The following is a 24089-nucleotide window of genomic DNA, read 5'->3' as shown; positions in this document are numbered from 1 at the left end:
ATGCCCCTATGACAATTAAAATACAAAAAATAAAGACAATTAATGAACTCATTACTGAGGGCGCTAATTTATTTGCTGATGCAGGGCTTTATTTTGGCCATGGGACAGATAATACACTAGATGAAGCCAGTTATATTGTGCTGGGCATCACAAAGAATTTACCGTTAGATAATGAGCAGATATTATCGTCAGAGGTGAGTGTTGATGAACAGCAAAAAGTTTTAGATGCTTTTGAGCGTAGAATAGTAGAAAGAATTCCTGCTGCCTATTTAGTGGGTGAAGCGTGGTTTGCTGGCCTACCTTTTTTTGTTGATAATAATGTTCTTGTCCCTCGTTCGCCATTCGCAGAACTTATTGAAGACCGGTTTGCTCCTTGGGTGGATAGCTCAAAAATAAATAGTATTCTAGATTTATGTACCGGCAGCGGTTGCATAGGGATTGCTAGTGCGTTTAGCTTTCCTGAGGCAAAGGTTGATTTGGCAGATATTTCAGCGTTGGCGTTAAATGTTGCTAATAAAAATATACAGCGGCATAAGCTTGCAGACAGGGTAGAGGCTATGGAGTCAGATTTATTTGAAGGCTTGGCGAATCGGCAATATGATCTGATTATTAGTAACCCGCCATATGTTGGGCATGAGGAGCTTTCTAATTTACCTGACGAGTTTTATAAAGAACCTCAACTTGGTTTGGATGGTGGAGTATCGGGTTTAGAATTGGTGCATAACATTCTTGTGAAGGCTCCAGAATATTTAAAAGAAGGTGGGGTGCTTTATGTTGAAGTTGGAAACACAGATGAGGCTTTGCAACAATGTTACCCAGTAGTCCCCTTTCTATGGCAAGAGTTTGAGTATGGTGGACATGGTGTTTTCATGTTAACGAAAGAACAATTATTAAAATATCACACGCTATTTCAAGCTAAACTAGCGTAATTAATTAACAGTAATAATACGAATATGTCAGGAAATTCAATAGGAAAAATTTTTACGGTGACTAGTTTTGGAGAAAGTCATGGTCCGGCTATTGGCTGTATTGTAGATGGCTGTCCTCCGGGCTTAGAGCTATGCGAGGCAGACTTACAAGGAGATCTTGATTTAAGGAAACCTGGTACATCAAGACACACAACACAACGACGTGAAGCTGATGAAGTAAAAATTTTATCGGGAGTGTTCGAAGGGAAAACAACAGGGACCTCTATTGGGCTGTTGATACAAAATACAGACCAGCGTTCTAAGGACTATTCGAATATCAAAGAAACCTTTAGACCTGGGCATGCAGATTATAGCTACCAGCATAAGTATGGTTTTCGTGACTATCGTGGTGGTGGGCGTTCTTCTGCCCGTGAAACGGCAATGAGGGTAGCCGCTGGCGGTATTGCAAAAAAATATTTGCGAGAGAAATTTGGTGTTGAAATTAAAGGGTATTTGGCTCAATTAGGACCAATTAAAATTGATGTGGTTGATATGGCCTATGTCCATGAAAATCCATTTTTTTCTCCAGATCCCAGTAAAGTAGGTGAATTAGAAAACTATATGGATGCATTGAGAAAATCAGGCGATTCTGTTGGTGCACGGGTCAATGTTAGTGCAACAGGTGTCCCTGTAGGGTTGGGTGAGCCGATTTTTGATCGCCTTGATGCCGAACTGGCGCATGCTTTAATGAGTATTAATGCCGTCAAAGGCGTTGAAATTGGAGGGGGCTTTGGCTGTGTGGAGGCGCTAGGTACGGCGTTTCGAGATGAAATAACGCCAGAAGGATTCCTCAGTAATCATGCCGGCGGTATTTTAGGAGGTATTTCTACTGGTCAGGCGATTTCGGCCAGTATCGCCTTGAAACCCACATCCAGTTTACGAATTCCTGGTCAGTCTGTCGATATACATGGGCAGCCCATAGAGGTTGTTACTAAAGGACGACATGATCCTTGTGTAGGCATTAGAGCAACCCCCATTGCAGAAGCGATGATGGCCATTACGTTAATGGATCATATGCTAAGACACACAGGACAAAACAGTGATGTGAAATCAGCGGCACCTATTATTCCAGCGGGAGACAGCTCGTTATAGTGTTCACTAATAGTCTGGCATAAGGTTTATTTCGTTGGCTAATCAAAAATTGCCTTATTGGCGGTTATCTGGGTTCTATTTTTTTTATTTTGCATCCTTAGGTGCGCTGACGCCGTATTTAGGCCTGTATTTAAATTCTATTGGCTATATGGCTGTGCAAGTAGGTTTGGTTTTTGCTGTGATGCAAGGAACTAAGCTGGTTTCGCCGAGTATTTTAGCTTGGATATCTTCAGGGTTTAATGACCGAATGAGACTGATCCAGTTGGCCTCTTTTGTATCCGCGGCGGCTTATACCTGTGTGCTATTTGAGCAAGAATTTGTTGCTATCTTGTTGATATTTTTTGTTTTTAGTTTTTTTTGGAATGCCATGTTGCCGCAGTTTGAGGCAGTGACATTAACTAAATTGGCGCAGCGAACAAACCTATATAGCGGAATAAGGTTATGGGGCTCGGTGGGGTTTGTTGTGACGGTGTTGGGTGTTGGCTATGTGCTGACAGTCATCGGTTTAGATGAATGGCCGCTCTTGGTCAGTCTGTGCTTGGTGATGATTTTTTTATCTAGCTTGCTGCTGAGTGAAAAAGGGCGAAAAAAACATCCAACAAAGGGACCTACGATTTATTCCATTTTGAGCAAAAAGGCAATAGTCGCATTTTTTATGGTGGTTTTTTTAATGCAAGCCTCACATGGAGCCTATTACGCATTTTTTTCGATATTACTCGATAAGCTAGATTACAACGAAACTGAAATAGGCCTGTTATGGTCGTTAGGCGTCTTTGCTGAAATTGCGATATTTATCATAATTCAGAAGCTTTTTCATCATCTTCAATTACGGTTTGTTTTATTGTTAAGTATATTTTTAACCATTATTAGATGGTTAATTATTGCTTGGCTAGCAGAAAGTTTGGTCGCGCTGTTAGTGGCGCAACTATTACATGCCGCATCTTTTGGCTCATTTCATGTTGTTTGCATACAGTTAACACATCACTACTTTAAAGGTGCGGCGCAAGATAAAGGCCAGGCTTTATATACGAGTATTGGTTATGGGGCAGGTGGCATGTTTGGTGGGCTGCTAGCGGGCTTTCTTTGGGATGCGTTTGGTTCGCAATGGGTATTTACTATGGCCTCTTTCTTGAGTGCAATAGCATTTTTTGTTGCATGGAACTGGGTGGAACGAGGTAATTCTGAGGACTTAGCAGCCACAGGCGAAGGCATTAGTTCTGTCTAATTAAGCGCTGATCTGATTTCAACAGATGAACAAATAAACTAGCAGTTAGTTTATGCTTATATGAGTTATTGATAGAGGCTTTATAAACAACTAATATCGTCAGTACTGCTTGAATCTTCAACTAGTTGTACATGGCAAAGGGCTTCTTTTATGGGGCTTATCTACATGATTTAATATGGACGAGCGAAATAGGGGTATTCATCATGCAATCATCAGGTTCTAAAAAATTAACGATTGGGATCTCTTCAATGGCATTATTTGATTTAGTCGAATCGAATAAAGTGTTTGAAACAGAAGGCAAAGCAGCGTACTGCGCTTATCAAATTGCTAGGGAGGATGAGAGTTTAAACCCCGGGGTGGCTTACCCTTTGGTGAAAAAGCTTTTGGGCTTGAACAAACGATTACCTGAGGCATCAGTTGAGGTGATTTTATTATCAAGAAATAGCGCCGATACTGGACTTAGGGTATTTAACTCAATACGCGAACATGATTTAGATATAAAGCGTGCTGCTTTTACCAGTGGTAATAGCCCGTTTGGTTATATCTCAGCCTTTGAAGTGGACTTGTTTCTCTCAACCTCTCCAGAAGATGTACGTAAGGCGTTGGAGGTAGGGCATGCTGCAGCGACTATTTTGTCTGGTAAAGGCACGGATGCTGCTAATGATCAGTTACGGATAGCCTTTGATGGTGATGCGGTTATTTTTTCTGATGAATCGGAGAGAATATATAAGGAAAAAGGGCTGGATGCGTTTACTGAAAATGAGCAGGTATCAGCTAAAGAACCGATGTCTGGCGGTCCCTTTAAATCCTTTTTATCTGCCTTACATAATTTACAAAGTCAGTTTGCTGAAGAAATATCCCCTGTTCGAACAGCGTTGGTAACGGCTCGTTCAGCGCCAGCCCACGAGCGTGTTGTTCGAACGCTTCGTTCTTGGGATATTAGAATTGATGAGGCGCTTTTTTTAGGTGGGCTAGCAAAAGGTGAGTTTTTAAAATCATTTGGTGCTGATATTTTCTTTGATGATCAAGCAGCGCACTGCGAGTCTGCTCAACTACACGTCGCTACTGGACATGTACCTCATGGCGTGGCAAATGAAGATTAGTTGTTAAGGTCAAAGTCAAAACGCATGATGTCGGAGGGTTCTTGTAAGAAATAGCCCTGTACTGCGTCAATACCAAGGTTCCAAAGCAGCGCGAGTGTATTTGCATTCTCAACCGACTTTGCAATTGTTTTTACGTTATTTCTGCGAGTGACTTGAATAAGGTCTTTAATGGTTTGTTGTGACTCTTCATTGTTAAGTAAGTTTTGACTAAACGTACCGTCTATTTTTAAGTAATCAACATGGTACTCTTTTAATATGCTGTCAGTGATTTGACTAAAACCAATCTGGTCAAAAGCGATTTGACAACCACACTCTTTTTTAATGACGGAGATGAAATTCTTTAAAACAGTGGGTTCAATTTTTACATCGGAAAAGCTGATTTGGAAAACCAATAAACTGGCATCTATATTATAGAACTTTAATTCACTCACAAGCGTTTCTATGAACGGTGTATTTCGGTAGGTAATATTAGAGATAGAAATAAAGAATTTTCTTTTAATGCCTTGGCGAGAGGCTTCTTTGATTTGTTCTAGGGTGCTTTTCAATACCCACTCATCAAGCTGGCTGATTAAGCCGGTTTTTTCGGCTGTTAAAATAAAATGATCAGGTGGGATATGTGCATTCTTGCTATCAAGAATCCTAAGTAGCACCGCATAATTTTCAGTTTTTTTCTGGGATAGTTCCACAATGGGTTGGTATAACGGGTGAAGTCTGTCTTGTTCTAAAGCAGATTGTATCAAATGCGTGTTTTTTGCCTCATCGATGATAACGGTTAAGGGTGTCGTGACAGAATCAAAGACATGAATTTGGTTGCCACCATGAGAACTGGCTTTGTCACAGGCTTTATCAGCCTGTGAGGTGAGTTGTTTAGAGGTGGTGACTCGCGGGTCAATAAAACTAACACCAATACTTAAGGTTAATTTAATGTATTGGCTATCATCGCCAAAGAGGGTGTTGTTAACTTGGGTTAGTATTTTTTGACAGCTTAACAAAAACTCAGAGCGCCCAAGCTCATCTGAAAACAAGGTGAAAACAGCATCACCATAGCGCGCAAGAATATCATTTTGCGAGCAGGTTTCGTTAATCGTGCGGCTTAGGGAGCGAATAACGTCGTCGGTATAATTAATACCATGCTGTTCTCGAATAGTACGGAAGTCATCAATCAGAATAATGGCCAGCGAGCCACGTGCTTCTTCACTGGCTATCTCTTTATCAATATATTCAGTCACAAATCTTTTGTTGTACAAGCCAGTTTCATGGTCAAAGGTTCGTAGGTCGGTGAAGCCTTTTTCTACGCTACTCCATGCATCTGGGTTATGAATCAGGATTTGTGTGCAAAGCTGCTCTTTAACAAAGCAATGCGTCTTATAGAGAGTGGTGACAAATGAGTCGCCATCTCGAGTTTGTATAAGAACCGATAAGACGGTTTCATCGGGTAACGATTCTAGCGACGTATTGAAGTTTCTTTTAGGCAGGTTGCCACGCACAGCGCATGATGTTGGGCTACTGAACTCCATGACGGGTGTGCAAATAATGTTCTCATCATCAGGGATGTTAAAAATACGTTTATAGGCTGAGTTGGTCGCCCAATATTGCCCATCGTAGATAAGCGCGACACCGTCTTCGGTATGTTTTAGAAAAGACTCGAATCGGTAAGATTCATTTTTAAACTGTGAATTAACCTGGTGTAATAAATATTTATTATGTTGTAGGGTTACTTCACGGGCGATAGATTTAGCGACCAAAAGAACAGGGTTAAAGCTGCGAATATCGATAATGTTGTTAGCATCGTAACGCTTGACTTCATCACTGCTTAAGTGTTTTTCTGTCAATAAAATAACGGGGAAGTGAAGAAAGTATTGTTTTACTTTTCGTATTAAATCTTCGTTTTTTGAGTCATCGTCGTTTAGTTTTACAACAACTAAGTTCGCATCAGCGTATGACTCAGATTTTAGGCGGCTAGCAGTTGTTGGCGTTAAAACAACATCGGTTTTAGTTGTGTTCAATGCAAGCTCTAAAGCCTTACTTTCTTTTGTTGAAAAACCAACAGTTAATACAGTCCGCTTAGTCATCTTTCAGCCAATTATTAAATTACTGTTTACCATAATCTAGATCTGATTCTTTTAACACTGTGTAATGGTTAAAAACTTGATTTGTTTCTATTATTTTATCAAGGCGGTAAGTGTTAAGGGTGTCCTTTGTTTTTAAGATGATGCTTTTAGCTGTATTGTTTAGTAGTAGAGGGGTGATAATTGAGTCTGGTTGATGAATACTAGGAATGCCTTGGAGGAAAATAGCCGGTTTAGGGGGGAGCTCCTTATTATGGAACTTGATATTGGCAATTTTAAGATTAGGCGACATCATTTCTACACCAACAGAAATATCGCCGTCCTCAAGTTTATTGATGCGCCTAATGATGGCGAGTTGAAGGGGGCCAGTTTTTGTTTGGATGCCAATAAGGTCATTTGCATTTAAAAGGGCTTGGTTATTAGCAGCAATTTGAAACCTTAGCCCTTGTAAGCTGATATCGTTCATTGTTGCTTCCATTGAGTGACCTTTTTCACCTGGCTTTATAAGGTTTTTAGTCCAAATGCTGTTTGCAGACAGTGAGTTTTCGGCGGAAGCTTTAAGCGCTTTGTTTACGTCGGTATCATTTATTGTATGTTGGCTTTTGTAGCGTTCCTCTATTGGTATTAAGTGTAGGTTATCTATACCGAAGTCGTGACGAGGTTTTGTTGTTTGAGCGGGTTTTTTGCCAAAGTAATCGGGGTTTTGTTTAAGAACCAACGCCCTAATAACACTGTCGAAACCAGGGTAAACGGTTAACTCCTCAGTTTGTTCATACCTCGGTGATTGTCGGCTTTGTTGAGTGCTCCAGCTAGGTAATAGTTGCTGGATTACTTTTTTTGACAAAATAGGTTTCTCAGGAGTCATTGAAATAGTGACCTGTCTTTCTGGGGCGACAAGTTGATCACTTTGTATGAATTGAACAAGAAGCTTATTGTCTATAAAACGGCATTGATCATGCGCTTTTAAAGTCGCCACATGGGAAATCGGTTTAGATGATGAAAGGTCAATATAAAAGCTTGTTGATACCTCTTGGTTTGAGGACATTGTTATATTATTAGCTTGCAAGGATAAAATACGTTGGATCGTTTTGATATCACCTTGTCTAAACCGGTTAGGGCGAGCTAAATTAAAAAAATGAATTTTCTTGAATTCATTTTCTATCGTAGTGTGGCTGTTACCGTTTACTTTAAGGCAATCAAGTTGATGTACTTGCAAGTCTTCAGCGAGAGTAAATAAAGCGTTGAGCGCATTCCAAAAGCCAGCGTCAGTGGGTTTGTAAACTAGGGACTCAAAAAACTGAATAATACCCAGTAGCTCTACGGCCCTATGGATAATAAGGCCCTTTTGGTGTTTAGAAAAAATAGGAGTATCGTCACCGCTCTCATCAGCGCTGTTTTTAGCAAAGTATGCGGAGCATATAATATTTTGGTAAACAGCTTGGGCGTTTGTTAAAACCTTTAATGTTTGTGTTGAAAGCTCAGCCTGCTTTTGGCTTAACGGTAACTTGGTTCCCTCTGTTGCTTTAAGGTAGAGAGTTGTTAGTTTTATAACATAAGGGCTAACTACCTCAGAAATTTTAAATTCAGTGTAGGGGGCAACGGTCGTTGATAATAGCCCTTGCGTTGCTGTCAACATCATTCCTGCTGTCGATGCGGCGTCTAAGATCGGCAAGTCGTCTACCCACTCTTGGCAGGATCTTGTATTAGGCTCAAAAGGCAAATCTACGTGAGATTTAGTTGCGACAGGCCCAATTCTATCCGTGAATTTTTTGTGCATATCCATGTGGTGTTTCTTAAGTCAGTATTTATTTAAGGTGTGTTTTAAATTATTTTTTATAAGTTAGGTTTGATTATGCGCCTTATTTTAAGGAAAGTTAATATTTGTAGATAATAATGTTTTATAAGGCTTGCCGGCTTCTTCGCGTACCAGCTTAGGTACTAAATAACCTGGGAGTTTTTTTTGAAGGTGTTGGTATACATCAAACACATGCTCCATCTCTGTATCGAAATGCATAGCACCGTTTACCTTGTCAAGAACGTGTAAGTAATAGGGGAGGGTGTCGCAATGGAATAGACGGTGGCTTAACTTAGTTAAGGTTTTTGCATTATCATTTATGCCCCGTAATAATACCGTTTGATTGAGTAAAGTAAGCCCCGCTTTTTTTATAGCAAACAAAGTGTTAGAAACACTATCATCTAACTCGTTTGGGTGGTTGGCGTGAATAACCATAATGACTTTTTTATTTGTTGAGGAAAGTATTTCCAATAATTTTTTGCTTATCCGGCTAGGCAACACAATGGGTATTCTTGAATGAATACGAATACGCTCAATTTGTGGCAGCTGTTCGAACAAGTCAAATAAGTGCTCAAGTCTGGTATCACTTAGTGTTAACGGGTCGCCACCACTGAGAATGACCTCGGTTACCTCTGGGTGTTCAATGAGGTACTGTTTAATAGAGTCAAGCTGTGAGCGGTTTGCACTATTGTCAGTATATGGAAACTCACGACGAAAACAGTAACGACAATGTATTGCGCAGGCCCCCGTGCTAACCAGTAAAATACGACCATAATATTTATGTAACAAGCCGGGCAAGACACTGGCTTGGCTGTCACCAACTGGGTCATTTAAATAATCTGGGTTTGTTAAAAGCTCACTAGGGTCGGGGAGAACTTGCCGAAGCAGCGGATCACCCCAATCAGACTTTTTAATGCGCTGTGCGTAACTTTTTGTGACCAGAAGTGGAAAATCTTTAGCTGCTTCAGTATGAAGGCTAAGGTCGTCAATATTAAGGTTTAAAAAACACAATAAGTCATTGATGTTTGTAAAGGCCGATTGGAGTTCTTGCTGCCAGCTCGGAATTAAAGAAGTTTTTTCTGTGTTCATCATATTAGCCATTATAATGACCATTAATTGAAGAACTTTATAATTTAACTATATTAATTAACGAGAATTTACATGGCCACTTACAGTACAAATGAATTTAAAGGCGGATTAAAAATTATGTTGGATAATTCGCCATGCACGATTGTTGAAAATGAATTCGTGAGACCCGGTAAGGGGCCTGCGTTTAGTCGAGTAAAGATTCGTAACTTAAAAACAGGTAGGGTCATTGACCGCACGTTTAAGTCGGGCGAAACCGTTGAAGCGGCTGACGTAATGGAAACTGAAATGTCTTATTTATATAACGATGGGGATTTTTGGTACTTCATGGATGATGAAACGTTCGAACAAGTATCCGGTGATGCAACCGCAGTTGGCGATGCTGCAAAGTGGATAAAAGAACAAGATAAATGTATTGTGACTTTATGGAATGGGGCGCCTTTATTGGTATCGGCACCAAATTTTGTAGAGCTTGAAGTGACCGACACCGACCCTGGCTTAAAAGGCGATACTTCTGGCGGTGGTGGTAAGCCCGCAACATTAGAAACAGGTGCAGTTGTTCGAATTCCTTTATTTGTGCAAATTGGCGAAGTGATTAAGGTTGATACTCGCACAGGCGAATACACTTCACGTGTGAAAAACTAGTTTTTAATTGACTGACCTTAACAATAAGCAATGGCCGCCGACTTGTTCAGCGGCTTTATTGCATCAGCGTGCCGAGCTTTATCGAACGATCAGGGCTTTCTTTATAGAAAAAGCTGTTCTGGAAGTCGAAACGCCGGTGCTTTCAGCAGCAGCAAGTTGTGATATTAATTTAGATAGTTTTTGTACGGCCCTGTCGGCGTCTCAAAAACTGTACTTGCAAACGTCACCTGAATTTGCCATGAAGCGTTTGCTGGCTGCGGGCTCGGGTTCTATTTATCAAATAGCAAAATCATTTAGACAGTCTGAACGGGGGCGTTTTCATAACCCTGAGTTTACGTTACTAGAATGGTATCGAGTGGGTTTTAAGCTGGCTGATTTAATCAATGAAATGGTTGAGTTGTTGATGCTCTGTTTCGGGCAAAATTTGGCGTATAGAACGGTCACGTACCAACAACTATTTCAGCAATTAACCGGGTTAAACCCTCATCAGCTTACCTACAGTGATTTAATGGCCTATGCGACTACGCAAGGCAACCCAGAGGCGAGTGATATTTGTGGCGGGAAGTTATCCAACGGCCTAGATTACGTATTCAGTCAATATGTTCAGCCGAAGCTTAAAAAAGACCTTGTTTATTTTGTAACCAATTACCCTGAATGCATGGCGATGTTAGCCCAATTAGATGAAGGCCCGCCCGTGACCGCTAAGCGTTTTGAGGTGTACTTTAATAATGTGGAGTTAGCGAATGGTTATGAGGAGCTAACCGATGCTGCTGAACAAGCTAGGCGCTTTCGAGATGAGTTAACACAAAGAGAGCAAGGTGGCTTAGATGGTTTGCCGATGGACAAAAATTTATTAGCCGCGCTTGCACATGGAATGCCCGAATGTTCAGGCGTTGCCTTGGGCTTAGATAGGCTGTTGATGTTAATGACAGGCGCGAACGCCATTGATGATGTTTTAACGTTTCCGATTGATCGAGCTTAATTGTCTATCGTGTAAATAAGATAAGGTGAGCAGGGCAGTGATGGCGCCAATTAGTGCAAACATCATGTCTGACTGTGTATCCCAAATGTAGCCTTGCGTGCCTAAGAAAGCGTCTGCGCTTTTCCCTGACGCTAATGCAATCCACCACTCAATTAACTCATAAAATGCACTCACGGCTAAGCACACGCAGATGACAAAAAAATTCATCCAGCGTGATGACGTTATAACATCTTGTCGTATGACAATTTCCCGAGTAATAATCGCTGGGGTGATGCCTTGAACAAAGTGCCCAAGTTTATCGTAATTGTTTCTTTCTGAGCCCATTAGCTCAGCCAAGGCATCAAAAAGAGGGACTTCAGCATAAGTATAATGAGCACCAACCATCAAAATGACAGCGTGTATTAAGATTAATAGGTAGGCCAGCGTGGTGAGTGGGAAGGTCTTGCGGGTAAAGGTTAAAATTATTAACGCAATAATTGCCGGAAGGGCCTCAAGTAACCATGTTAGGGCATCATTGGGTGCTATGGCAGACCATAGTAATGTGCTGAAAAAAATAAAAAGCCAAGCCGATGTGTAAACCGTGTTGGTTTTCAATTTGCTTGTTTACTTATTAATTTTAGCGATCACTTGCCCGTATTGAACGGCGTCCCCTGCTGCTAAATTTTCAGCCCATGTGACCTTGTCTTTTCCATATAACATAACGATGGTTGAGCCCATATTAAAACGAGCCATTTCATCATTCTTTTTATATTGTTGCTTGTTATCGCTATATTGCCATTGACGAATTTGATTGTGGCGAGGCGGGGTAACCTCTCCATACCAAACGGTTTCAATACTCGACACAAAAATAGCACCAACCATGACCATCGCCATAGGGCCAGCAGGGGTATCAAAAAAAGCAATAACCCGTTCGTTACGGGCAAATAATTCATCTATTGCTTCAACAGTGGTTTGGTTAACGCTGAACAGTTCACCGGGTACGTGTACCATTTTTTTGAGTGTTCCATCGACAGGGAAGTGGATGCGGTGATAATCTTTGGGGGATAAATAAACCGTGGTGAATTGGCCGTCTTCAAATTCGCTACTTAGGCTGTCATTGCCCAACAAAGCAGACAGGTTAAATGATTTGCCTTTTGCTTGAAATAATTCGCCGTTTTCAATGCTGCCCATTTGGCTGATGGTGCCGTCGACAGGGCTGGCAATCGTTGTATCGTCGTGCTCTAGGGGACGAGCATCTTCACGTAATTGACGGGTAAAAAAGGCATTAAAACTTTCGTAGGCTTCTGGATCTGGCTGTGCTGCCTCAGACATGTTGACGCCAAACTGTTTAATAACAGTATTGATGATAAATTGCTTTACCCAAGGCGTTTTACAACGGGCGAGTTTATGCATTAAGGCCGATAAACTATGCTTTGGCAAAATGTGCTGAAGGAGTATAAAGAGTTTATCCATTTTAAATACCGTTATCCGAAAGTTGCTTTTTGTGCTGCAGGTAGTGCAACACCAGTGTTGATAGTTGCCCCCATGTCATTCAAGACGGACTCCAGCGAGGCAAGGCAGAACATCACATTACTAGCGCTAGCAGATTGGCCCATTAAGCCAATACGCCATACTTTACCGGCTAAGGAACCAAGCCCTGCGCCAATTTCTAGGTCATATTCGTGTAGCAAGCGTTTTCTAACGACAGCATCATCAACATTGCTAGGAATAGTGACAGCATTGAGTTGGGCGAGCCGAGAGCCTTCGGGAACGATAAAGCTAAGCCCCATTGCTTCTAGACCGGCTTTTAAGGCCTGGTGCAGCATTGAATGCCGAGCCCATGCATTTTCCAAGCCTTCTTCTTTTAGCATTAATAGTGATTCATGTAAGGCATATAGGCTGTTAACTGGGGCGGTGTGATGGTATGAGCGTCCGCCGTCATTACCCCAGTAGCCCATAACAAGGCTTAAATCTAAGAACCAACTTTGTACTCGCTCCTTACGTTGTTTGATACGCTCTTGTGCGCGTTCACTAAAGCTAACAGGGGATAAGCCAGGCACGCAGGAAAGACATTTTTGTGTGCCAGAGTAAATGGCATCAATACCCCAATCGTCCACCCGTAATTCTGAACCGCCCACAGAAGTGACGGCATCTACAATAGTGAGGCAATTGTATTGGTGCGCTAATGCACATAAAGTTTTGGCGTCCGATAAAGCGCCCGTAGAAGTTTCTGCGTGAACAAAAGCCAGCACGCTAGCTTCAGGATGGGCTTTAAGAGCATCTTCAACTTTTTGCGGGTCAACCGCTTTTCCCCATTCATCTTCAACCATGATGGCAATAGCACCACAACGTTCAACGTTTTCTTTCATCCGTCCGCCGAAAACACCATTTTGGCAAACAATAACGCTGTCACCTGCTTCTAATAAGTTTGCAAAACAAGTTTCCATACCAGCAGAGCCGGGCGCAGATACCGGGAAAGTTAATTGGTTGTCTGTTTGGAATGCATATTGAAGCAAGGTTTTAACCTCATCCATCATGGTGCTGAAGCTCGGGTCCAAGTGGCCAATCGTTGGGCGTGCAAGCGCCGATAGGACACGTGGGTGAACATCAGATGGGCCGGGGCCCATCAAGGTGCGAACGGGTGGGTTAAACGTTGTGATCGTCATGGTTTTTTTTAGCCTTCGATTTTTTGGCCCGCCATAAACATCCAGGTTTCAATAACGCTGTCTGGGTTTAGCGAGACGCTTTCAATGCCTTGTTCCATTAACCATTTGGCAAGATCAGGATGGTCAGATGGTCCTTGTCCACAAATACCAATGTATTTGTTTTGTTTGCGGCATGCTTGAATAGCCATAGAAAGAAGTTTTCTAATGGCCGGGTCGCGCTCGTCAAATAAAGAAGCGATTAAGCCGGAATCACGATCAAGCCCTAGCGTTAGTTGTGTTAAATCGTTTGAGCCAATTGAGAAACCATCGAAATACTCTAAAAACTCTTCAGCCATTAAAGCGTTAGAAGGTAATTCGCACATCATAATGAGCTTAAGGCCATTTTTACCGCTTTCAATACCGTTTTCTTTCAGTAGCTCGGTGACTTGCTTGGCTTCGTCTAGGGTACGTACGAAAGGGATCATCACCCAGACATTTGTTAGCCCCATCTGGTCGCGTACAAACTTTAGGGCCTCGCATTCCATATTGAAACATTCGCGGAATGAGTCAGAGATGTAGCGTGATGCGCCTCTAAAACCAAGCATTGGGTTTTCTTCTTCCGGTTCATAACGGTCGCCGCCAATTAAGTTGGCGTATTCATTCGATTTGAAATCGGACATGCGAACAATGACGGATTTAGGCGAGAAAGCTGCAGCGATGGTTGAGATGCCTTCGACTAAACGTTTAACGTAATAGTCTTTAGGGCTTTCATAACAAGAAATTCGTTTGCTGATGGTTTCTTTTAGGTCGCTTGGTAATTGTTCATACTCTAAGAGTGCTTTAGGGTGAATACCAATCATTCGGTTAATAATGAACTCTAAGCGTGCTAGGCCAACTCCTTCATGGGGTAATGAGGCGAAATCAAAGGCTCGATCAGGGTTGCCGACGTTCATCATGACTTTAACTGGAATGTCAGGCATGGCGTCTAAGTTAACGGTGTCTACTTGATAGTCCAGTAGACCTTCGTAAATAAAGCCAGTATCTCCTTCGGCACAAGAAACGGTAATATCAGTGTCTTGGGTAATATGGTCTGTTGCATCACCACAGCCAACCACAGCAGGAATACCCAATTCACGGGCAATAATGGCGGCATGACAGGTTCTGCCACCACGGTTGGTTACAATCGCTGAGGCGCGTTTCATAATCGGTTCCCAGTCTGGGTCGGTCATGTCGGTGACTAATACGTCGCCCTCTTGGACTTGGTCCATTTGAGAAATATTATCGATAACGCGAGCAGGGCCAGAACCAATTTTTTGGCCAATACTACGACCCTCAACAAGTACCTTAGCTGTTTCGTTTAAAGAGTAACGTTGAATTTCTTTACCGGCGCGGCTTTGAACCGTTTCAGGACGAGCTTGAACGATATACAGCTGACCGTCTAAACCATCTTTAGCCCATTCGATATCCATAGGCCGTTGGTAGTGTTTTTCAATAGTAATAGCGATGCTGGAAAGTTTTTCCACCTCGGCATCGGTCAAGGAATAAACGCCGCGTGTTGATGGGTCAGTATCCACAATTTTAACAGGGTCGCCTGCTTCATCGTTATAGATCATCTTAATCAACTTGCTACCTAAGTTGCGGCGTAATACAGCAGGCCGACCAGCTTCTAAGGTTGGCTTATGAACATAAAATTCATCTGGGTTAACGGCACCTTGAACGACCATTTCACCTAAGCCATAGCTTGAGGTGATAAAAACTGCGTCACGAAAGCCTGATTCGGTATCGAGTGTAAACATAACACCTGAAGCGCTTATGTCGCTGCGAACCATGCGTTGAATGCCAGCGGAAAGGGCAACGCCACTGTGTTCAAATCCTTGGTGTACACGGTAAGAAATGGCTCGATCATTAAATAATGAGGCAAATACCTCTTTAATTGAACGCATTACATTGTCAATACCATCAACGTTTAGGAATGTTTCTTGTTGCCCCGCGAATGATGCATCGGGTAAATCTTCAGCCGTTGCAGAGGAACGAACGGCAACAGAAAACTCACTATTTGCATCAGCTTGCATTTTTGCATAGGCCTTTTCAATAGCCGTTTTTAAGCTTGGTTGGAAGGGCGTGTCAATAATCCACTGGCGAATTTCTTTGCCGGCTGCGGCCAAGGCATTAACGTCATCTACATTTAATGTGCTGAGCTTTTCGTGAATTTTATCATCGATACCACTTTGCGAAAGAAAGTCTCTAAAAGCCGTTGCTGTTGTGGCAAAGCCACCGGGTACATCAACGCCTACAGAGGCTAAATTGCTAATCATCTCGCCGAGTGATGCATTCTTTCCACCAACGTGCTCGACGTCGTCCATACCTGTTGAGTCTAGCCAAACAATATAATCTTCCAACTTCTGATCCCCTAATGTTGATACCTTCCACACTGCAAATCTATCTGCTGAGAAGCTACCTTTTGGTTTAAAATTCGAATTAATCCAATATTTTAACAAAAAATGCACCGCTATATTCAATGAAAAGCAGAACAATCTTTTTTATATCAGATAGAACGGCTATTACAGCAGAAACACTGGGTAATAGTCTAATGACACAATTTACAGGTGTTGAGCGTGAACGACACGTTATTCCCTTTATAGATACGGTATCAAGGGCACAGACTGTGTGTAATAAAATTAATGCAGCTTATACGGTTAATGAAGGCCGCCCAATTGTTTTTAGCACATTCACTAATGATGATTTGCGTGAGATAGTGTCTAAAAGTAATTGTATTTTCTATGATTTGTTTAATGATTATATTACTAGAATGGAAAATGATTTGCGACAAGAGTCATCTCATGAGGTCGGGAAAAGTCATGGTTTGAGTGATACAAGCTCTTACGAATCACGCATACGGGCGGTTAATTATGCGCTGGAGTATGATGATGGTGCGCGTTTAGACCGTTATGATCAGGCTGATGTCATTTTAATTGGTGTTTCAAGAACGGGGAAAACACCAACGTCTTTATTTCTTGCCCTTCAATATGGCATTTTTACGGCTAACTTCCCGATTACAGACAGTGATTTAGATAACTGTGAGCTTCCTAGAGCATTAAAACCGTATAAGAAAAAATTATTTGGCTTGACCATCAGCGCGGAGCAGCTGAGCAGGATTCGTGAAGAGCGTCGACCAGGTAGTCCTTATGCTTCATTAAAAACCTGTCAAAGAGAAGTTTCACAAGTAGAAGAATTATTGCATATGGAAAATGTGCCGTTTTTGAATGTAACCTCTATTTCGATTGAGGAGATTGCGGCGCAGGTTCGTTTAACTAAAGATTTGGATGTGAAACATTTTTAACAACGAGTATGGAAATCCTGTTTGGCTTTAAGTAATCTTATGATTTTAGGTGTAACTTAGGTTGCGAGTACGGGGGATTACTTTTATCATCCACGCCTTTTATATTCCGTGGTGAGGTCAACAGTCGATGAGTCAACATATTTTTTATCCTGGGCAACGTTGGGTTAGTCATTCTGAAACTGAATTGGGCCTAGGGGTTGTTGAGAGCATAGAAGGGCGCCACGTGACATTGTTTTACCCAGCTGTTGAAGAGCCTCGGGTGTATGCATTGGATAATGCACCGCTAAGTAGGGTGACTTTCAATGTGGGTGACACAGTAAGCCACCAAGGTGGTCAAGAAGTAACTATTGAGCAAACCCAAGAGCATAACCATTGCATGATTTATTTGTGTATTGATGGGCAGGGTGAGCAAGTGGTGCTACACGAAATTGATTTGGATAGTACCGGGGCGTTTAATAAACCTCAAAGTCGTTTATTTACTGGGCAGCTAGATAAAAACAAGCTGTTTGATTTGCGCCTTAAAACATTAGACTTTCAACGCAAACTAGATCAGTTTAAAGGGTTTGGTTTATCGGGCCCACGTGTTCAGTTACTACCCCATCAATTTTATATAGCGAGTAAAGTAACGGAGCGAAATGCAGCGCGTGTTTTACTGGCCGACGAGGTCGGATTAGGGAAAACAATTGAAGCGGGTTTAATTTTACATCAGCAACTATTAACCGGTTCGATTGAGCGAGTATTGATTGTTGTCCCCGATGCACTTATTCATCAATGGTTGGTAGAACTCTTACGTCGTTTTAATTTGTCTTTTACAATTCTAGATCGTGAACGTTGTGATGCGATTAGAGAAGAGGGTGACATAAACCCGTTTGAAACGGCTCAATTAGTACTTTGCCAATTATCTTTTTTATCTGAAAATGCGAATTATCATGCCTCAGCGGTAGCAGCAAATTGGGACTTGATGATTGTTGATGAAGCACATCATTTATTCTGGAACGAGAATAACGTTAGTAACGAATACCGCTGTATTGAAGAATTGGCAAATCATGTGCCGGGCTTATTGTTATTGACTGCCACACCTGAGCAATTAGGGGTCACGAGCCATTTCGCAAGGTTGCGCTTATTAGACCCCGATCGCTATTACGATTTAGCCGCTTTTCGTGAAGAACAAGCCGGTTACCAGGAGATTAATCAGCTTATTAAACAGTTGATGGCGGCAAACTCCATTGATGGGGTACTTGCTGATGTTAATTTAAAGCAATCGCTGTTGCAGCTACTGGGTGAGCAAGCGGTTTTATCTGACGATATATCTGTGGACTCGCTCATTGATGCATTGCTCGATCGGCACGGTACTGGCCGCGTGTTGTTTAGGAACACGCGAGAAAATATAGATGCATTTTCATCTAGGCAATTACACGCGTATCAATTACCTGCGCTTAGCGTAGAAAATGAGTTTGAGCTAGACACCGATCTTGCATTGGCCAAAACGCTATTGCCTGAAATGTTATTGGGCGAAGACTGGTTGACGCTAGATCCACGTATCACCTGGTTGATGGAATGGTTGGATACGCATAAAAATGAAAAGGTATTGTTGATTTGCGCGCAGCAACAAACGGCGCAGGAGTTACATGAATATTTAAAAATGCGCACAATTTTTGCGTCTGCCGTTTTTCATGAAGGTATGAGCTTAATAGAAAGAGATAGGGCTGCGGCGTATTTTTCTGATGCAGAGGAAGGAGCTCAGATTCTTATCTGTTCTGAAATTGGAAGTGAAGGTCGAAATTTTCAGTTTACGCATCACTTGGTATTATTTGACCTGCCACTTAATCCAGACTTGTTAGAACAAAGGATAGGTCGCCTAGATCGAATTGGTCAAACCGATACGGTGCACCTTCATGTGCCATGTATAGAGGGAACCGGCCAACATCGATTGATGAATTGGTATGATAAAGGACTCAACGCCTTTAGCCATGTCTGCTCAACAGGGCACCATGTTTATGCGATTGTTAAAGCGGATTTAAAAGAAGCCTTGCTGGGTGATGCGTCTGATGATGAATTTGCAGCGATCATTGAAAAAACCAGTACGTTAATGCAACAGAGCATAGCGGATATGCATGCAGGCCGTGACTTGATGTTGGAATTAAACTCTTGCAGAAAAGAGCAGGCACAAGAAATTATTGATGAAATTAGTTTGTCATCAAGCCACTTAGAACTGTCTCATTACATGGAAGAAGTCTTTGAAAGTTTTGGTGTTGAGCAGCAATACCATAGCGAAGACAGCATTGTTATTAAGCCAAGTGGTCATTTGCAAAGTGATGCTTTCCCTAGTTTGCCTGAAGACGGTTTAACGGCGACGTTTAACCGAAAGATTGCCTTGTCACGTGAAGATTTTCAATTCTTAACCTGGGAACACCCCATGGTGACCGGCGCGATGGAGCAAATTATCAATAGTGAGTTTGGTAATTCAACGTTTTGTACCATGGCATTACCGCCTATTCCTGCTGGAACGGTGATTCTCGAAGCTATTTTTACAACGCATTGTCCCGCACCTAAACGCTTACAATTGCACCGCTATTTGCCGAAAACGGTAAAGCGAATTGTGGTCGGTTCAAATGGCTTGGATATGACTGATATTTTAAAGCCAGAGCATATTGAGTCTAGGGTGACGTTTGTTAAAAAGTCAATTGCACTGAATATTATTGAGCATGGTCAAGAGGCGATTAAAACACTGATTGAAAAAGCTGAGAAACTGGTTGTTGTTCACCAAGAAGCGTTAGTAAAACAAAGTGTTGAAGAGATGCAACAACAAGAATCGTTGAATCTAGAAAGGCTTGTTGCATTGGCGCGGGTAAACCCAAATATTCGCGATAGCGAGATTACTCAACTAAAAGCCAATATTAACGACTTAGGTAGCTACATTAAAAGAGCCTCATTTAAGTTAGATGCAATTCGCGTTATCTTGACCACAGACTAGCTGGCTAGGGCGAAAGGTATCGTACTAATAAGGCACCCTCTAATAGGTTTTAGCGTTAATAATTTATTGACCAGTTAACCAGTCGCCTGATTTGGAGCAGTCTATAATGAGCTGGAGCCGAAGTGGGGTTTTACCTTAGAGCAAGTCTGCTGCCTTGTGATTATAGTTAAAGATAACCAGAGACACTAAAACAGCGGCTTGAATAACCGATTTTGGCATGACAGTAGCAAAAGCGATAGAAAATTAAACAGCCTCTTTTCTTAAAAACACCCATTCTTTGTCTGTAGATTGTTCTGCTGAGAATGCGTAGCCAGCGGTGTCAAACTGTTTGATATCGCTGGGGCTTTCCAGTCTATTTTTAATAATGTAGGCGCTCATCATACCGCGCGCTTTTTTAGCATAAAAACTGATAATTTTATATTTATCATTTTTCCAGTCTTTGAAAACCGGGGTGATCACTTGAGCATTCAGCTGAGCTGGTTTGACAGCCTTGAAATATTCGTTAGAAGCTAGATTAATAAGAACAGGGCTTTTCTGTTCGGTAAGTTCTTGATTCAGTTTGTCGGTAATTTTATGACCCCAAAATTCATAGAGGTTTTTACCTCGTTGGTTGCTAAATTTTGTGCCCATTTCTAAACGATAGGGCTGGATTAAATCTAAAGGTTTAAGTAAACCATACAAACCAGAAAGAATACGTAGGTGCTTATGAGACCACTCTAAATCGTCCTCTGAAAATGAGCTTGTATCCATGCCTTCGTAAACATCACCTTTAAATGATAATAATGCCTGTTTGCTATTTTTATCGGTGAAAGGTCGCTGCCACTCAATAAACCGGTTGCTATTGAGCACGCCTAATTTATCACTAATACTCATCAAACTAGACAGGTCTGATGGTGACAGGGTTTTAAGTTGATCAATTAACTCCGCTGAATCATCTAAAAACGCCGGTTGTGAATGGCTTGTTGTAGCGGGCGGGGTGTCGAAATCTAAGGTTTTCGCAGGAGAAATAATCAATAACATAGCCTTAACTCATTTTAAGTGATGTGTGTTCGTATTGTACGGTAAATATACTGGTTCAGTTAAGTGAGAAAAGAAGCTTTATTTATAAGGGCTCTCTATTATAAAACGTGATGAGCAAAATAATAATAAACACGCAGCGAGGGTATGTTGGCGGGCCAAAAATTGACTTAGCTAGTTACTTTAACTATAGTGCAATGCAATAAACAAGTTTATTCTTAATTAATTATTTGGAGTGCCAGAGTATGAGTAATTCAGTAGCCTTAGTAACAGGTGGTATTGGCGGTATTGGGTCTGAGATATCTAAAAAGTTATCACAGAACGGCTATATTGTTATTGCAACAACGTTTAACAAAGAAATTGAAAAAGCAGACGAATGGGTAGCTGCTCAAAAGAAAGAAGGGTTTGATTTTTTAGTTGAAGAAGCAGACGTTACAAGTTTTGACGCTTGTGCTGAGATGATTAAACACGTTGAAGAGACAGTTGGACCAATTGAAGTGTTGGTTAACTGTGCAGGCATTACTCGCGATGGCTTTTTGAAAAACATGGATGAGTCTAATTGGGATGCTGTGTTATCTACTAATTTAGATGGCGTGTTTAACATGACTAAAAATGTTCTAGACTTTATGTTGAAAAGAGGACATGGACGGATTATTAATATTTCTTCAGTAAATGGCCAACGTGGCCAATTTGGTCAAACTAACTACTCTGCGGCAAAAGCCGGCATGCACGGTTTCACAATGGCGTTAGCACAAGAAGTAGCTCGTAAAGGGATTACTGTTAATTCAGTAAGCCCAGGTTATGTAGCGACTAGCATGGTTATGGCGATTGATGAAGGCATTCGTAATGAATTAATTTCGCAAATTCCAATGCAACGTTTGGCTGAGCCGGTTGAGATTGCCAATGCGGTCAACTTTTTAGCCTCAAGCGAAGCAAGCTATATAACAGGGGCAAATATTCCTGTTAATGGTGGCTTGTTTACTAGTTTCTAAGGAGTCTGAAATACTTCTTTAGAGAGAAAAAGGCAACCATTTGGTTGCCTTTTTTATTGACAGCTAGTTAAGTAATCGATATTACTGGACTAGGTTTTTATTTTTTAAATAATTCAGGGAGCGGTGAAAATGCAAAATGACCTTATCAAACAGTGGGCTCAATTAAGTAAAAAAGCCAATGAATCATTAAAGAAAATTAATACGTTAAATACCCAATCGGTAAAACAACTAACCCAATTACAAATGGATTTGGTGTCGAGTTGTCTTGAAGGAAGTATAAAAAAAGTTACCTCGGTGAACAAAGTTGAGTCAATGACAGAATTGATGAATTTACAATCTAGTTTGTACAAGGAGCTATCAGAAAAAGTATTGAAAAATGCGCAATCGTCAGTCAAAGTTGCAATGGAGACAAGGAAGGCGATGGGCGAGCTTATCCAAGAAGGCTTAGCAGAGGCGCCTTCAATGGTTATGACGCCCGCGGCTAAGAAAACAACACCAAAACCTGCCGCTAGGAAGGCGACCCCCAAGCCTGCGCCTAAGAAAGCAGCACCGAAACCTGCTGCTAAAAAAGCTCCCCCCAAACCCGCGGCTAAGAAAACAGCACCGAAACCTGCCGCTAAAAAAACTCCCCCCAAACCGGCGGCTAAGAAAGCCGCACCGAAGCCTACAGCTAAGGAAGCCGCACCAAAACCCGCTGTCAAGCAAACGGCACCTAAAGCAACAGCTAGAAGCACTCAACTACCAAATCCATCAGGTCGCCCTGTAACAGAAGGTGATGCTAAAAAATAATTATGTCTCGCGCTAAGGTCTACAATGTTAGGTAGACCTTAGCGGTATGAGGTGGGGAAGTATATGAAAGCAACGATTGAAATTGAGGCAACGCCTCAAGAAATGAGAGAGTTCTTGGGTCTGCCTGATGTTCAAGCTATTCAGCGCGAAGCGATAGAGAAAATTCGTAATAAAATGCTAGTTGGTATTGAGTCGAGTGATATGGTTGAACTCATGAAACTATATATGCCAATGCCTGAACAAATGTTGGCAATGGAAGGTGTTCAAAAGACCATGTGGGATGCGATGATGAAAACGGTTGAGCTATCAACATCGACAGACAAAGGCAAATCCTAAGCTAGTCCTTGTTCCAGTGATTGGATCAGTGTCTGTTGAGTTCTTGGGCTAGTGAATGCACCAATGTGCCCGCCAACAAGCGCTTGTTCTTGATAAAGCTCCGGCTTTATATGTTGCTTTAGTGCGCGTGTTGCTTCGGGTGGGACAAGGTGATCTTGTGTTGCGTAAAGGTTTAGCACCGGAGACGTGATTTTGTTCAGTAAAACAGCATGGCCAGCAATGGTTAATGTGTTTTCATGTAATTTGTTCTGTTGATAAAAATTAATTAAAAACTCATCGGCAGCCGCTCTGTTTAAATCTGGTCCGTCATGTAACCACCTTTCCATGCGTAGGAACGTGTTTAAGCTTTCAGCGTTGTTAATAATATGCTTGAGTCGACGGTACTTTTCTCGGTTTAATTGAAAAGGTTTTATGGCTTTAAAAAGTTGGCTTATAAGCTCAGCAGGCACATTGCCTGTATGAGATGCTAATGCTTGTGTATTTAAGTGACTGGTCCAACTTGTTAAGGGGTTGTTTTTAGTATGAAAATCTATGGGCGTCACTAGGGTTACGAGCTTGCGAATTTCAGTTGGGTGAAGCGCGGTATAACATAAGGAGAAGACGCCGCCTTGGCAAACACCTAAGAGGTCTATTTTTTCTTCTTTAGAGTGGTGTTTTACTTGCTGAACGCAACGGTGTAAATAACCATTAATATAGTCATTTAGGTCTGTAAAACGATCACTACTATCGGGGTATCCCCAGTCGATGAGGTAAACCGGGTAACCTTTCTCTAATAAACGTAATATAAGGGATCTTTTAGGCTCAAGATCCATAATATAAGGGCGATTAACCAGAGCGTAGGTTATTAGGATAGGGAGTTTTTTCTGCGCAACATCAAGAGGGTTATAGTGAAAAAGTTGCAGCTTATTTTCACTATAAATAAGTTCTTTGAGGCTACTGCCGACTTCAGGTGGGGGTTGTTTATCCTTGTCAGCTAGCTTCTCCATAAGAAGCACAAACTCATCTTGCCAGATATTTTCGTGATCTTTGGTTTTATTCGGCATCTGCTCGGC

20 protein-coding genes are annotated in these 24089 nt (G+C 41.7%); 11 read left to right on the top strand and 9 right to left on the bottom strand.

Annotated elements, in window-relative coordinates:
• The first annotated feature begins 8 nt into the window (after positions 1-8).
• The 4 genes from prmB (at position 9) to CYCPU_RS0107910 (ending at position 4388) form a co-directional block, all read left to right on the top strand.
• Positions 9-929, top strand: a complete 921-nt coding sequence (gene prmB, locus CYCPU_RS0107925) for a 50S ribosomal protein L3 N(5)-glutamine methyltransferase (protein ID WP_020162442.1) — start codon at positions 9-11, stop codon at positions 927-929.
• A gap of 24 nt (positions 930-953) precedes the next feature.
• Positions 954-2060 (top strand): chorismate synthase, encoded by a 1107-nt coding sequence (aroC, locus tag CYCPU_RS0107920; protein ID WP_020162441.1) that lies wholly within the window; start codon positions 954-956, stop codon positions 2058-2060.
• A gap of 34 nt (positions 2061-2094) precedes the next feature.
• The gene (locus CYCPU_RS0107915) at positions 2095-3285 is read left to right on the top strand and encodes an MFS transporter (RefSeq protein ID WP_020162440.1); all 1191 of its coding nucleotides are present in this window, start codon (positions 2095-2097) and stop codon (positions 3283-3285) included.
• 203 nt (positions 3286-3488) lie between these two features.
• Positions 3489-4388, top strand: coding sequence for a 5'-nucleotidase (locus tag CYCPU_RS0107910; protein WP_015006327.1), 900 nt, complete (start codon positions 3489-3491; stop codon positions 4386-4388).
• Here the strand turns inward: CYCPU_RS0107910 and CYCPU_RS0107905 are convergent.
• The 3 genes from CYCPU_RS0107905 to epmB all read right to left on the bottom strand — a co-directional run bounded on the left by CYCPU_RS0107905 (position 4385) and on the right by epmB (position 9353).
• Entirely contained in the window at positions 4385-6460 is a 2076-nt protein-coding gene (locus CYCPU_RS0107905; protein WP_020162439.1) for an EAL domain-containing protein, read from the bottom strand. The genes CYCPU_RS0107910 and CYCPU_RS0107905 overlap by 4 nt on opposite strands.
• A gap of 19 nt (positions 6461-6479) precedes the next feature.
• On the bottom strand, positions 6480-8240 hold the full coding sequence (locus CYCPU_RS0107900; protein ID WP_020162438.1) for a cyclic-di-GMP receptor FimW-related protein: 1761 nt from the start codon (positions 8238-8240) through the stop codon (positions 6480-6482).
• A gap of 81 nt (positions 8241-8321) precedes the next feature.
• Positions 8322-9353 carry an EF-P beta-lysylation protein EpmB gene (gene epmB, locus CYCPU_RS0107895; RefSeq protein WP_020162437.1) on the bottom strand — a complete coding sequence of 344 codons (1032 nt, stop codon included), beginning with the start codon at positions 9351-9353 and terminating at the stop codon, positions 8322-8324.
• A 60-nt stretch (positions 9354-9413) separates the two neighbouring features.
• Here epmB and efp point away from each other — a divergent pair, with 60 nt between their 5' ends.
• Together efp and epmA are read left to right on the top strand one after the other, a co-directional pair.
• Positions 9414-9983 carry an elongation factor P gene (efp, locus tag CYCPU_RS0107890; RefSeq protein ID WP_015006323.1) on the top strand — a complete coding sequence of 190 codons (570 nt, stop codon included), beginning with the start codon at positions 9414-9416 and terminating at the stop codon, positions 9981-9983.
• A 7-nt stretch (positions 9984-9990) separates the two neighbouring features.
• The gene (gene epmA, locus CYCPU_RS0107885) at positions 9991-10965 is read left to right on the top strand and encodes an EF-P lysine aminoacylase EpmA (protein ID WP_015006322.1); all 975 of its coding nucleotides are present in this window, start codon (positions 9991-9993) and stop codon (positions 10963-10965) included.
• Here epmA and CYCPU_RS0107880 read toward each other — a convergent pair.
• Genes CYCPU_RS0107880 through ppsA form a run of 4 tightly spaced genes read right to left on the bottom strand, consistent with a single transcriptional unit; the run spans position 10939 to position 15988 of the window.
• Positions 10939-11559 carry a DUF2238 domain-containing protein gene (locus tag CYCPU_RS0107880; RefSeq protein WP_020162436.1) on the bottom strand — a complete coding sequence of 207 codons (621 nt, stop codon included), beginning with the start codon at positions 11557-11559 and terminating at the stop codon, positions 10939-10941. The genes epmA and CYCPU_RS0107880 overlap by 27 nt on opposite strands.
• A gap of 9 nt (positions 11560-11568) precedes the next feature.
• On the bottom strand, positions 11569-12417 hold the full coding sequence (gene asd / locus CYCPU_RS0107875; protein WP_020162435.1) for an archaetidylserine decarboxylase: 849 nt from the start codon (positions 12415-12417) through the stop codon (positions 11569-11571).
• 11 nt (positions 12418-12428) lie between these two features.
• Positions 12429-13610 (bottom strand): pyridoxal-phosphate-dependent aminotransferase family protein, encoded by a 1182-nt coding sequence (locus CYCPU_RS0107870; RefSeq protein ID WP_015006319.1) that lies wholly within the window; start codon positions 13608-13610, stop codon positions 12429-12431.
• A gap of 8 nt (positions 13611-13618) precedes the next feature.
• Positions 13619-15988 carry a phosphoenolpyruvate synthase gene (ppsA, locus tag CYCPU_RS0107865; protein ID WP_020932264.1) on the bottom strand — a complete coding sequence of 790 codons (2370 nt, stop codon included), beginning with the start codon at positions 15986-15988 and terminating at the stop codon, positions 13619-13621.
• A 119-nt stretch (positions 15989-16107) separates the two neighbouring features.
• Between ppsA and ppsR the strand changes: the two genes are divergently transcribed.
• The gene (ppsR, locus tag CYCPU_RS0107860) at positions 16108-16929 is read left to right on the top strand and encodes a posphoenolpyruvate synthetase regulatory kinase/phosphorylase PpsR (RefSeq protein ID WP_015006317.1); all 822 of its coding nucleotides are present in this window, start codon (positions 16108-16110) and stop codon (positions 16927-16929) included.
• Between the two features lie 127 nt (positions 16930-17056).
• Complete coding sequence (gene rapA, locus CYCPU_RS0107855; protein WP_020162433.1) at positions 17057-19903, top strand: RNA polymerase-associated protein RapA; 2847 nt, start codon at positions 17057-17059, stop codon at positions 19901-19903.
• 243 nt (positions 19904-20146) lie between these two features.
• Here rapA and yaaA read toward each other — a convergent pair whose 3' ends face one another.
• Positions 20147-20923 (bottom strand): peroxide stress protein YaaA, encoded by a 777-nt coding sequence (yaaA, locus tag CYCPU_RS0107850; RefSeq protein WP_016390034.1) that lies wholly within the window; start codon positions 20921-20923, stop codon positions 20147-20149.
• Between the two features lie 242 nt (positions 20924-21165).
• Here yaaA and phbB point away from each other — a divergent pair, with 242 nt between their 5' ends.
• The 3 genes from phbB (at position 21166) to CYCPU_RS0107835 (ending at position 23037) form a co-directional block, all read left to right on the top strand.
• Complete coding sequence (phbB, locus tag CYCPU_RS0107845) at positions 21166-21912, top strand: acetoacetyl-CoA reductase (RefSeq protein WP_015006314.1); 747 nt, start codon at positions 21166-21168, stop codon at positions 21910-21912.
• Between the two features lie 129 nt (positions 21913-22041).
• Entirely contained in the window at positions 22042-22701 is a 660-nt protein-coding gene (locus CYCPU_RS0107840; protein ID WP_015006313.1) for a phasin family protein, read from the top strand.
• A 63-nt stretch (positions 22702-22764) separates the two neighbouring features.
• Complete coding sequence (locus CYCPU_RS0107835) at positions 22765-23037, top strand: DUF6489 family protein (protein WP_015006312.1); 273 nt, start codon at positions 22765-22767, stop codon at positions 23035-23037.
• Here CYCPU_RS0107835 and phaC read toward each other — a convergent pair.
• On the bottom strand, positions 23034-24080 hold the full coding sequence (gene phaC / locus CYCPU_RS0107830; protein WP_015006311.1) for a class III poly(R)-hydroxyalkanoic acid synthase subunit PhaC: 1047 nt from the start codon (positions 24078-24080) through the stop codon (positions 23034-23036). The genes CYCPU_RS0107835 and phaC overlap by 4 nt on opposite strands.
• Positions 24081-24089: the final 9 nt, after the last annotated feature.

The sequence above is a fragment of the Cycloclasticus pugetii PS-1 genome (assembly GCF_000384415.1).
In the GTDB taxonomy this organism is placed as follows: Bacteria; Pseudomonadota; Gammaproteobacteria; order Methylococcales; family Cycloclasticaceae; genus Cycloclasticus; species Cycloclasticus pugetii.
This window is presented reverse-complemented; position numbering and strand designations above follow the sequence as displayed.